The sequence below is a fragment of the Flavobacterium sp. Root901 genome, from assembly GCF_001429765.1.
Taxonomy (GTDB): Bacteria; Bacteroidota; Bacteroidia; order Flavobacteriales; family Flavobacteriaceae; genus Flavobacterium.
The window spans coordinates 34,104-47,093 of record NZ_LMJB01000011.1 but is presented as its reverse complement, the minus strand read 5'-3'; the positions used below and the strand labels follow the sequence as shown (position 1 = coordinate 47,093).

8 protein-coding genes are annotated in these 12,990 nt (G+C 34.6%); 2 read left to right on the top strand and 6 right to left on the bottom strand.

The features are described from left to right. Positions 1–7: 7 nt before the first annotated feature. Together ASE21_RS21050 and ASE21_RS21045 are read right to left on the bottom strand one after the other, a co-directional pair. Entirely contained in the window at positions 8–1,885 is a 1,878-nt protein-coding gene (locus ASE21_RS21050; RefSeq protein WP_057124684.1) for a sodium:solute symporter family protein, read from the bottom strand. A gap of 35 nt (positions 1,886–1,920) precedes the next feature. Further along, positions 1,921–4,164 carry a GH92 family glycosyl hydrolase gene (locus tag ASE21_RS21045; protein WP_057124682.1) on the bottom strand — a complete coding sequence of 748 codons (2,244 nt, stop codon included), beginning with the start codon at positions 4,162–4,164 and terminating at the stop codon, positions 1,921–1,923. A 120-nt stretch (positions 4,165–4,284) separates the two neighbouring features. Between ASE21_RS21045 and ASE21_RS21040 the strand changes: the two genes are divergently transcribed. Continuing rightward, on the top strand, positions 4,285–5,343 hold the full coding sequence (locus ASE21_RS21040) for a sensor histidine kinase (protein ID WP_057124681.1): 1,059 nt from the start codon (positions 4,285–4,287) through the stop codon (positions 5,341–5,343). Between the two features lie 68 nt (positions 5,344–5,411). Then, complete coding sequence (locus ASE21_RS21035; RefSeq protein WP_057124679.1) at positions 5,412–6,125, top strand: LytR/AlgR family response regulator transcription factor; 714 nt, start codon at positions 5,412–5,414, stop codon at positions 6,123–6,125. 240 nt (positions 6,126–6,365) lie between these two features. On the opposite strand, the gene nagB is transcribed toward ASE21_RS21035, so the two are convergent. The 4 genes from nagB to ASE21_RS21015 all read right to left on the bottom strand — a co-directional run bounded on the left by nagB (position 6,366) and on the right by ASE21_RS21015 (position 12,850). Further along, complete coding sequence (gene nagB, locus ASE21_RS21030; RefSeq protein ID WP_057124678.1) at positions 6,366–8,279, bottom strand: glucosamine-6-phosphate deaminase; 1,914 nt, start codon at positions 8,277–8,279, stop codon at positions 6,366–6,368. A gap of 140 nt (positions 8,280–8,419) precedes the next feature. After that, a complete protein-coding gene (locus tag ASE21_RS21025) occupies positions 8,420–10,519 on the bottom strand; it encodes an alpha-L-fucosidase (RefSeq protein ID WP_057124676.1) in 2,100 nt (699 codons plus the stop codon). A gap of 129 nt (positions 10,520–10,648) precedes the next feature. Next, complete coding sequence (locus tag ASE21_RS21020) at positions 10,649–11,677, bottom strand: RNA ligase family protein (protein WP_057124675.1); 1,029 nt, start codon at positions 11,675–11,677, stop codon at positions 10,649–10,651. 198 nt (positions 11,678–11,875) lie between these two features. Continuing rightward, on the bottom strand, positions 11,876–12,850 hold the full coding sequence (locus ASE21_RS21015; RefSeq protein ID WP_057124731.1) for a glycoside hydrolase family 43 protein: 975 nt from the start codon (positions 12,848–12,850) through the stop codon (positions 11,876–11,878). Positions 12,851–12,990: the final 140 nt, after the last annotated feature.

Sequence of the window (12,990 nt, the reverse complement as noted above, 5' to 3'; positions counted from 1 at the left end):
TTGCTGTTTAATCTGCTATTTTTCTAACTTTATCTAACCATGTGAATTTTAATATTGTTGTCGTAACTAAAAACACGATTAAGGCTGTAATTGCTTTTGGATAATCCCTTATGATAAAGAATATCGGAAGCAGAATCATACTTGACTGCCATACAATTCCGATAGCACAATTCATCATATCCAGCCAAAAATCATTATTTTTTTCAAAAGCCTGATCTTCGGCTTTTAATTCTCTATACACCGGATTCCAGAATCCCCATGGTCTTACATTAGAATAGAAAGATTTTAAAACTTCCATTTCTGTTGGTTTACTTAAGTATGTTCCTAAAAGACATCCTAAAATTGAGAAACCAAATATTAAAGGAAAGAGATAAATCGCCTGAACCTGAGATAAATTATATAAGAAAGAGCCTTCGGTTAAATTGGCCTTATTCATGCCTAAAATGAATTGCAGGGAAGCGATGATTAATCCGGCAAACATTCCCCAGAAATAACCCCAGCCGTTAAATCGCCACCAAATCCATTTTAGAAAATTGGCAGCTACATAACCTCCGTACAAAGCACTTGTAATCCATAAAGTCAATGAGTTAATTGAATCTGCGAAGAATCCCATGAAAACTCCTAAACCAACAACTAAAAAAGATGAAATCTGGCTTACTTTAATATAATGTGCATTAGACGCAACGGGTTTGAAATATTTTTTATAAATATCATTTACGATATAAGCCGGGCCAGCATTTACAAATGCCGAGAATCCAGACATAAAAGCGGCTAATAAACCTGCTAAAAGAATTCCTTTTACGCCAACCGGAATATATAAATTTACCACTTTTGGCATCAATAATTCTAAATCGGCGCCGGTTAAGGCTGTGTTTGCATTTAATTCCGGGGCTAAGTTTACTAATGCAATTACTACGATTCCTGTAATTAATAAATATCTCGGAATAAATAAAATCAGGTTTGTAAAACCACTCATATAAGCGGCTTCTTTTACTGATTTTGTTGAAAGAACTCTTTGTAAATCATAACTTGGCGTTGGTCCGGCCACACTCGCAAAGAAACCTTTGAACAACGTCATTCCGATGAAAGCACCAAACATTTTGTAACCTTCAGAATCTATTAAATTGTTGAACGTTTGAAATTTATCACTCCATTGGGTTTCAAACTGCCATCCGAAGAAAACATTTTTCCATTCCTCTGTAATAACCGAATTAATTTGAAGATCAGTATAATTGATAAAAGCGTAACCTGCAATTAAAACTCCGGCTACAATCATAATTAAATATTGTACTACTTCTGTAGCTACTACAGAAAACATTCCGCCTTTTACTGTATATATCGTAGTTAAAAAAATAATAATCAAAGCATAAGAACGCTCTGATGTCAATAAAATCATATCGCCGTAATGCAGCGTTAAGTCCCATGGAAGAATAATCGTTACAAATTTCCCGATTCCTTCAAAGAAATAAGCGATAAAACCAATTGTAGAGATAATCGCAAAAATAGCAACAATAATATGAGAAGCTTTTCCTGCTTTGTCACTTCCAAAACGCGTCAGAATCCACTCTGAACCTGTCATTACCTTAGATCTCCTAATCCAGACTGCCAGGAACATCATTACGAAAATCTGGTTCCATATCGGCCATAGCCACATAAACATAAAGCTTTTCACTCCATATAGAAAAAGTACCCCAATCATCCAGGAAGTTCCGGAAACATCAAACATTCCGGATCCGTTACTTAGACCCAAAAAATACCATTTGATTGTTTTTCCGCCTAAAAAATAGTCATCTAATCCTTGTTTTGCTTTTCTTGAAATCCAAATTCCGATACTCACGGAGAGCAGAATGTATGCTACGATTATCGATACGTCAATAATATCCATTAAAATTATTTGTTAGTAGGTTAGTTACGTTTTGTTTATTTTTTTGTTCCCCAGTTTTTATTTGGCTGTGCTCCCATTACAAAATGTAAAACCCCGCCTTTTAAAATCTGCTGATGTGTGATTGCTGTTTGATTGAATTCGACACCGTTTAATACTGCCGACTGGATATAAAAGTTTTTATCTGAAACATTTTCTGCTTCGATTACAAATGTTTTTCCGCCTTCAAGATTAATTGTTGACTTTTCGAAAATCGGACTTCCAATTTCGTATTCACCAGATGCCGGATTCATTGGATATAATCCCATTGAGCTGAAAACATACCACGCCGACATTTGCCCGCAGTCTTCATTTCCGCTCAATCCGTTTGGCGTTGTATTGTATTGTGTATCTAAAATATGACGCACCCAATATTGTGTTCTCCACGGCTGTCCTGAATGATTGAACATGTACGCAATATGATGGCTTGGTTCGTTTCCGTGCGCGTACTGCCCTATTAATCCGGAAATATCTGCCGAAACATTATTTCCCGTAATCTCTGAACTTTCCGTAAACAACTGTTCTAAGCGTTTGTTAAAGATTTCATTTCCACCGTGAATCGAAATTAAATGATCTACATTTTGCGGCACAAACCAACTGTGCTGCCATGCATTTCCTTCGGTGTAATCTGTATGTTCCCTATGATTAGAATGTTTTGGATCAAAAGGTTCATTCAATGATTTTCCATCTTCTGATTTTCCTCTCATGAATCCGCTTTTCGAATCAAATAAATATTGATAGGCCTCAGAGCGTTTTAAGAAAAACTTATAATCTTCGGTTTTTCCTAAAGCTTTTGCCATTTGTGCTACACACCAGTCATCATAAGCATATTCTAAAGTAATTGTAACCGATTCATCTAATAAATTATAAGGAATATAGCCGTATTTTTTATACAAATTTAAACCGCGTTCGTCCTGCATCATCGTAGCTTTCATGGCCTGAAATGCTTTTTCTGCATCAAAACCTTTTATACCTTTTAAATAGGCATCAGCAATTACCGGAATGGAATGGTATCCTGTCATTGTATTGGTTTCGTTGGCGTATAGAGTCCAAACCGGCAATATTTTTTTATTATCGTAGTAGGCCAGCATTGAATTTATAATGTCTGAAGTTTTATCTGGCGCCAATAAAGTCAGCAAAGGATTTTCTGCTCTAAAAGTATCCCATAGTGATAAGGTCGAATAGGCGGTATAATCTTTTGCTGTAACAATTTGATCATCCTCTTTTCTAAATTGACCGTTTTTATCACTATAGGCTACAGGGGCAACTTGTGTGTGATACATCGCAGTGTAAAAAATTGTTTTTAACGAATCTACCGGTGTTTCAACTTTAATTTTGCTTAATGCTTTATTCCAAATCGAAGAAGCTTCTGATTTTGTATTGTCAAAAGTTACTTTTTCTGCATCTAAATTATCTTTGGCATTGGCCGTACTTACAGACGACAAAGCCACTTTTACGAATAATTCGTCTGAGTTTTGAGTGTCAAAAAATAATTGTACCGCCGTATTTGTACCTTCTGTTTTTTTACCGTTAACAATTTGTTTATCAGCCGTTAAAACTGATTCTGTAATAGGTTTTGAAAACTTGGCCACAAAAAATACTTTTTGATTTTTTGCCCATCCTGTGCTGTAACGATAACCGCTGATAGTAAATTGGTCTTCTATCGCAATGGCTGTTTTTAAAGCTTTGTCCCAATTTATTGCAAACCCTAAATCGACAACTACAGATTGTCTATCGTTTTTTGCAAATGTATATTTATGATAAGCTGTTCTTTGAGAAGAAGTAAGCTCTACATTGATTTTAGGATCCTTAAGAAAAACCTGGTAAGAGCCCGGTGCTGCTTTTTCGTTAACATGACTGTAAAATGATTTATAGGGTAATTGATCTCTTGAAGTTGTTTTTAATGTTAGATCTACTTTTTTATTTGTCGGCATAAATAATATATCTGCCAAATCTCCAATTCCGGTTCCGCTTAAATGCAAATGGCTAAAACCAGAAACAATAGAATCTGAATAATGATAACCGGAACACCAATCCCAGCCTGCGGTTCCGTTATCCGGACTAACTTGTAACATCCCAAAAGGAACTGTTGCGCCGGGGTAAGTATGGCCGTGTCCGCCTGTACCGATAAATGGATCAACATGATTTACAAAAATATTTTCCTGATTATTATTTTTGTATGACTTTATTTTACAACTTGTAGCCAGAATTACAAATAAAACAGGCACGATAAATTTCTTCATATAAAACAACCTTAATTAACTTTAAATTTAAACAAACTGACTTTTTATTAAAACTTATTTAGACGGATAACACATAAACTTAGATAAACATCAAAAAAAGTCACAAAACATACTCATATTATGAATTTCAATTCTAACAAATTATACCGCATACCTTTGTATTATCATGTGGTTTTTTGGCTGACTTATTTCTTATTTAATACTTTTAGATGGGGAAGCTATTTTAATGACTATCTCTATTCTCTAAAAACTAATTTACTGGGTTTTCCTATTCATATGACATTATGTTATTTGAATATTCTGGTTTTTATGCCGCATCTCGTTTATCGAAAAAAATACATTTTATATGTACTCGCGGTTTTATCTGCCATTTTTGCTATGGTTTTAATAAAATTTAATCTTACTTACCTCTTAATCACACATGAAGTATGGCCGGAAGGTCCGCAAACAATTGACAAATTAACACTCAATTATACCATTGATATGATGATGGGAGAATTGTATGTAATGACCTTTGTTACGGCAATTAAAATTACGTTAGACTTTTTAAAAGAACAAAAAAGAGTAACAGATCTGGAGAAATCGCAGCTGGAGACAGAACTGCTTTTCCTGAAATCCCAAATCTCCCCGCATTTTTTCTTCAATACTTTAAATAATATCTATTCTTTATCGGTAGAAAAATCAAACAAAACGCCAAAGATTGTTTTAAAACTTTCAGAGTTAATGCGTTATATGCTTTATGACACACAAGGAAAAAAACAAAGTTTAGAAAATGAGATTCTCTGCATTCAGAATTACCTTGATCTGGAAAGAATCAGAAATGACGAACGTCTGGAAGTAAACATGGAAGTTTCCGGCGATATTCACGATAAAGAAATTTCTCCGGTAATTTTACTGACTTTTGTAGAAAATGCTTTTAAGCACGGCGTAAATAAAAACACCGGAAAAGTAAAAATTGACATCCGGTTTAAGGTAAAAGATGATTTCCTGCACTTTACTATTTCCAACCCAACGCCAGAAATTACACAACATCAGGACAATTTTAACAAGTCAAGTGGTATAGGTATAGAAAATGTCAAAAAAAGACTGGAATTAGGATATAATAAAAGTGACTATAAGCTTTCATTTAAAAATAAAAAGAATATTTTTGTCGTAAAGCTGGTGATTAAAGTAACCTGACACAACTTTTCTTCGTATATAAGTTTACCCTGATAAAATATTTCGCTCGATAACATAAGATTATAGAAATGAGAATAAAATGTTTGATTATTGATGATGAGCCATTGGCAATCAATGTTATAAAAAACTATTTAGAGCCGCTTGAAAATTTTGAGGTAATAGATACTTTCAGTAATCCGATTGAAGGCCTGAATTTTTTGAAAAATAATAAAGTTGATGTTATTTTTCTTGATATAAATATGCCGGTTTTAGATGGGATTAATTTTATTAAAAGTCTTGATAATCCCCCATTATTAGTCATTACAAGTGCTTACAGCCAGTTTGCAATCGAAACTTACGAACTCGACGTTTTAGATTATCTGGTAAAACCCATCGAGTTTCCAAGATTAATGAAAGCGCTGAATAAAATCAGCAAGAGATTAGAGAATAAAACCAATACTCCACTAGAAAGTAATCCCGACAGCCCTTTTATTTTTGTTAAGATTGATAAAAAAAGAATGAAGAAGATTTTCTTCAACGAAATTCTGGTTATTGAAAGCCTAAAAGATTATTTAAAAATCAACACTACAACAGGAAAATACATTATACACAGCACATTATCTGATTTTACAGATTTACTTCCCGAAAAAAACTTTCTGAGAATTCACAGATCCTACACCATTGCAATTGATAAAATCGACGCCGTTGAAGGAAACAGCATTGAAATAGAAGGACTTAGATATGTAATTGGAAGATCATACATCGATCATGTAAAACAAAGAATTTTAAATTCTTCTATATAGTTTGTAAATGAGTTAGATGTTAAAAGTCTAATTTCGCAGACCTTTGTCAAAGTTTGAAACTTTGACAAAGGTTTTTTCTTTTTAGCTGACATACAAAAAATGACGACGTGCTCTGCGAAAAACCTCTGCGTTAAAACCTATACACAAAAAAAAAATGCAGCCAACCACGGCTGCATTTCAAAACTTGGTAACTAACCAAATAAACCACATGAAATAGTCTATTTTATTTTAAATATTTTCTTAGAAGAAATACCTCTTAAAAGCTTCAATTGCAGAGTAATCTGCTAAACCTAAAGCGTGATATTTTTCTGCTGTTAATCTGTTTCTGTCTTCTGCCCTAATCCAGAATTCCCTGCTGTCATCGCCCTGAAACATTACACCATCTTTTTGAGACTGGTGATAGAAAATTGCATGACGCTTTTTCAGCACCTGATCCGGACTCATCGGAACCGCCATTTCAATCTGGTACGTCTCCCACTCATGCCATGCCCCTCGGTAAAGCCAAACCCAGCAGTCATCCATAAAACTTTTGTGTTTCAATCGTTTCAAAGCTTCAAATAAGCTATCCAGACAAACCTTGTGCGTTCCGTGCGGATCTGCTAAATCTCCGGCTGCATAAATTTGATGAGGTTTTATTTTTTCGATGATATCACACATAATCTGGACATCAGCTTCACCAAGATTATTTTTCTTTACCGTTCCGGTTTCATAAAAAGGAAGATCAAGGAAATTCACATTAGAATCCGGAAGACCTAAATATCTTGTTGCTGCCAAAGATTCACTTCTTCTAATTAAACCTTTTAGTTTTCTAACTTCCAGAGAATCGATATCATTACTTTTTTTGTTTTTCAAAAAGTCAATAATATTTTCCGCTTCAATAGAATCAGCATTTAGAGCTTTTGTAATTTCGGCAAATTTTAAAGCTTCCTGATTCGAAACGGCAATATTTCCAGAAGTCTGATAGGCAATATGAACATCGTGCCCCTGCTCTACCAATCGGTCAAAAGTTCCTCCCATCGAAATCACATCATCATCCGGATGCGGACTAAAAATGATGATTCTTTTTCTTTCCGGAGTGGCACGTTCCGGTCTGTACGTATCATCTGCATTTGGTTTTCCGCCCGGCCAGCCCGTTATAGTCTGCTGGATTTTATTGAACATTTTAATATTCAAATTGTATGCAGTTCCTTCTTCCGTCAAAACGCTGGACATTCCGTTATCATTATAATCCTTGTCTGTCAGTTTCAGGAAAGGTTTTTTGGTCAATTCGCTTAACCAGGCCACGGCTTTCAGTTTTAATTCGTCTGTCCAGATTACCGATTTTACCAACCATGGCGTTTTTACTCTCGTTAATTCAGACGAAGCCTCGGTATCTAAAACAAAAGTTGTGTTGTTGTGCTGTTGTAAATATGTCGCCGGAACTCTGGATGAAATTTCACCTTCGATTGTTTTCTTTATAATTTCTGCTTTGCTGATTCCCCATCCAAGGAGTACAATTCTTTTGGCATTTTTTACTGTACCAATTCCCATTGTAATAGCTTTTCTGGGCACATTGTCAATTCCTAAAAAAGAGGAAGCCGCATCAACACGGGTTAAGTGGTCCAGGGTAATGCTTCTGGTTCCTGAATTTACGTGAGATCCCGGCTCATTAAAACCGATATGCCCCGTTCTTCCAATTCCTAAAAGCTGAAAATCCAATCCGCCATAGGCTTTAATTTTCATTTCATAATCAATACAATATTGCTGAAGATCTTCATTGCTGATGTTTCCGTCAGGAATATTAATATTTTGCGGCAAAATGTTAACATGATTAAAAAGATGCTCATGCATAAAATACCAGTAACTTTGAATGTCGTTTTTATCCATCGGATAATACTCATCTAAGTTAAAAGTTACTACGTTTTCAAAACTTAAACCTTCTTCTTTATGAAGACGAACTAATTCTTCATAAACTTTTATGGGAGAAGATCCGGTTGCCAAACCTAAAACACAAGGTTCGTTTAATTCTTCTTTTCTCTGAATGATATTGGCTATTTCCTGAGCTACTAAAATCGAAGCCTCTTTAGACGAATCAAAAATTACATTGTGAATCTTTTCAAAACGCGTTTCTTCGAACTTTCCAGCTTCTTTGAAATTTATACTTTCTTTAATCATTTGCCTGTTGTTCTAATTATTTAGTATAAAATTAAATATTAGATAATGTAAATAATCAAAAATTCGACTAATAACCTGTAACCTTCGCTATAAGACAAAATTCGTAACTTTAAGCAAAAAGATTACAATTCAAAAGGCAATTATAATCCTTCGATTATATTTATTTCGGCAATCGAAGCAGTGAATCCCTTTGCTACTGCTGCCTTCGCTATAAAACGAATGTATCTGGCCTCGGTCTTTTTGAAAGTCTTAACCTGCTCAATCGGATTGTGTTTAATATTCGAAAATTCACCTTCAGACTTTAATATCCAGTTTATATTGTCAGTACTGGTGTAAAATTCATAATTTGAAATTAAATTAAGATTGTTGCCCACCTGCTGCGGTATATACGTAAATCCGTTGAGCGATGTGATACTTCCCATATCTATTGTTATTTCCTGAGGAAGTTTATGGGTTTCATTTCCAAAACTCCACTCCGTGTTTGGATCTCCGTCGATAATTCGGTCAGCAGTTTTTAAATCACCGCCTGAAGCCTGAATGATTTTCCAGTTTTCTTTTGATGCGCCGTATTTTGCAGTTTTTACAGCACTGCTGATATTTTCTGCAGCATCGATAGCAATCGCTTTTATAGTAACGGCTTTGTTATATTTGAATGCTCCTTTATATAAAGTACTTTTTTTCGTTGGATTTTTTCCGTCAAGCGAATAATAAACAGGATTCCCGTTTTCTGATTTTATGGTTACTTCTCCGTTTTTATCACGCTGAATTTCAGGCATACGAACAAAAGTGGGTGCATTATAAGCCTGAATATTTGAGATTGCAATATTTGCTTTCGAATTGGTAATATTGATTCTCAATGCCGATGCCTTAACCCGGCCAATTCTTAAAATTCTTTTATAACCAATGGTAGTTTCATTCGCCGCCATTTGCCAGTTTCCATCTACTTTAACCTCAACATTGAATGCTTTTACACGCTGTCCAAGTGCAATATATTCCTGAAGTACAATTCGATTAATATCCGTTGGCTTGTCAAATTCAAAAGTTATTGAAGCTGTTTTTACATTATCGTCTGTAGCCCAATAGGAGTTTTTATTTGCATCAGCAACATTTTTCGCAGTAAACTCTAAACTATTTCCTCGCTCATTATCAGCATAAATTTTTGTTTTTGATAGTAACTCTGTTTTAAAATCGGCTTTTATTACTTCGACTAATTCTTTTAATCTTTTTTCATCATTTTCATGAACCAAACCTCTTTTATCAACCGGAAGATTTAATAACAAAGTTGCATTTCGCCCAATGGATTCATAATAAATATCGACCATTTCATCCAGCGAACGTACTTTATCATCTTCCACCGAATGATAAAACCATCCCGGTCTTATTGAAACATCGGCTTCTCCCGGAACCCATTTTTCACCATCCTCATGTCCCGACATAAATTCGGTATAATGAACCTTTCCTGCCAGCTCATCTTTCTGACGTAAAAGAGACCAGTTTGTTTTTCCCGCACGGCCTTCTTCATTTCCAATCCATCTTGCTTCAGAAGGACCAACTCCCCAAACAAGGGTTTTAGGTGCAATTTTGTATATCAGCTTATAGGTTTCATCCCAATTGTAATATTCAAGCGTATTGATTTTTCGGGTTTCATTGGCACCGCCGTAATAACCGTCGCCGCCATTGGCACCGTCAAACCACATTTCAAAAACATCACCATAGTTTGTTAATAATTCTTTAAGCTGATTTCTAAAATAAGTTACATATTCCGGTTTGCCGTAATCTGCACGGTTTCTGTCCCAGGGCGAAAGATATAATCCTAATTTTAAATTGTATTCTTTGCAGGCTGCGGCCAATTCTTTTACCAAATCGCCTTTTCCGTTTTTCCATGGAGAATTTTTCACAGAACGTTCCGTATACGCCGATGGCCATAAACAAAATCCGTCGTGATGTTTTGCTACTAAAATAATCCCTTTCATTCCGGCCGCTTTTACAATACGCGCCCATTGACGGACATCTAAATTTGTTGGATTAAACAATTCCGGAGATTCATCACCGTAACCCCACTCTTTATTAGTAAAAGTGTTTAATGAAAAATGTACGAAAGCATAAAATTCCATTTCCTGCCAGTCTATTTGTTTTTGCGTAGGAAGCGGCCCAAAAGGCTCCGGAGCTTTTACTTTATTTTGACTTTTAGCAGAAAATACAATGCAGATAATGCATAAAACAAGAAAAACATTTTTCATCGTGCAGCTTATTAAGTAGTAAGAACACAATATTAATTTAAATTCCTTTTCTAATTGTTATTATTTCGACCAACAACTGTTTTGAAAGAGTTTTCGAAAAATTTAACCTGCTCTAAAAAAGCAGATTTACTAAATCCGATTATGATTTTCAACCAATACTGTTATTTCCGGTTTTATGCGATCTATAATCCATTTTCTTTGTTCATCTGAAATTTCATCAAGAATTTTATCATTTTGTATAGTAAAATCCAATAAAACATCTTCGATGAATTCATTGTAGATACTTTCCATTCGTTGACTATTTTTAAAATCAATTGCACCGATTTTGGACAATACACTATTCAATCTGTTTTGGGTAATATAAGACCGAAGATCATCAATCAGGAAAGTCAATTCTTCAGAATGTGATGAAACCTCAGGAATGTAAAACCAATTCTGAGCCTGATGGAATTTTTGCTCCTTAAATTCCGGATTTTTCAGCTTTATTACCGGCCTTTCATTATCATTAATTAATCCCGTATGCTTTAACGGTTTCACGACAATTCCTTCAATTAAATTTTCCTGAATTGTAGGCAGATTTAACAAAGCCGGAATGGTTGAGCTAATCCTCTTATTGAATTCCAAAGCCTCATTTAGTTTTCCTTTAAAGAGAATCTGAGCATAAAAAACAGAAAATCTTTCGAAGTAAGAAACTGCAAGTTCATAATCCAGATATTCTTTTTTACCATTCTTTTCAAAAGCAATATCAAATGCACAAAAATTAATTGACGGTGAATAATAAACACCTGTCTGTATTGCCTGCAAATTGGGTTCAGGAACTATAACCTGATGAGGATAATGTCCGCCAAATAATTCGCCGTAAATGATATATTTATCTGCCTTAAAGTCAATGCTTAGTTGTTCAAAAAGGGAGATTATCTGAGTTTCTGTTTTATTTATTACAGCTTGAAATCCAAAGAAATCATCGTTCCATTTTAAAATCTCTTTTCTTTTTGCAAAGTTTAAATTCCTGTTTTGATAAATAAAACTAAAATTAGCTCCATGTATTTTTTCTGTCACTACCCATTTCAGCCTGTTCATATTTTTTACAAGCTTTTCATTCTGCCCTAACTGATTAAAGTTTTCAGGCATCTTTTCATATTCAGAAAAATGACTCATCTCACTTTTTTATTAATAAATATTCCCTTTAAATATCTGCAAATTTAGATGTTCTTTTTGATTTTTTGAAAGTTTATCCTTATAAAAAAATATGAGTTAACTTGTTTCAAAAAACGAAAAAAGTTTAACTCATATCCATAAGGTTTTGAAACTTTCCATGAATAAAAAAAGCCTTCAAATACTGAAGGCTTTTAATTACTAATTTTTTAAAAATTGAAAACTGGCAGGATCAGCCGTTATTTTTCCATCTTTAAATTCTATGGCAATAATTCCTGCTTTTCTTGGAGAAACGGCACTTTCATTATAATGTGTGTGCAAAACATAATACATTTTATTGTTTTTGTCCCAAAAAACATCGCCATGCCCAATTCCGTTTTGTTTGGTGTTTTTCCTGCTGATAATTGGGCTGTCTGCAGCTTTTTCCCAAGGACCAAGCGGATTCTTGCTCGTCGCATAACCTACAGCATAATCCGGATTTCTGAAATCATTTGCCGAATAAATCATATAATACAAACCGTTGTGCTTTAAAACTGTTGGACCTTCTGTAACCGGCCAGCTTACGTTTTGGGTGTTTTCCCAAGGCAAAACTCCTAAAATACATTCCGTTAAAGTTTCTGGTTTTATGCTTTGAAGATCGTCGTTTATTTCTGCGGCAAAAATCCTGTTTCCGTTTGTTAACCGAACATGATACAGGTATTTTTTCCCGTCTTCATCAATAAAAATAAACGGGTCAATCTGATTTCCGGTTTTTATAATTGGCTCTTTTGATTCGCTTTTAAATGGCCCAAGCGGACTATCACTGCTTGCTGCGGCGATATTTTCATTTGCCGTATAAATCATATAAAATTTGTTTTTATACGAAAGAATCTGCGGAGCCCAAAAACCTTTATCTCCAAAAGCATCACCTTTTTTTAAAGCCAGACCATTTTGTGCTCCAGCCGGACCTTTCCAGTCTTTTAAATTAGTTGACGTATAAACCTGAAAACCTTCACCATTTGGAATATCTCCAGTTGTGGTTCCGTATAAATAATACATTCCGTTATTGTAAAAAATCGTTGGATCTGCCAGCAAAATCGAACCGGATTTTGTTTCTTTTGGCAAATTTGTGTCTTTTTCCTGCGAACAGGCTCCAAAAACACAAAGTGATGTTATCAGGGTTAATATTTTTTTCATTTTTTTGATTTTAATGTTTTTTAACTGCAAAGTGCGCAAAGGTTTTTCCTCAATTTTGTCATCCTGAGCGAAGTAGAAGAAAGCACAGTTTATCGACATTTTATTGCATTACGATGAACGAGCAATGACAAAGCTTTGAA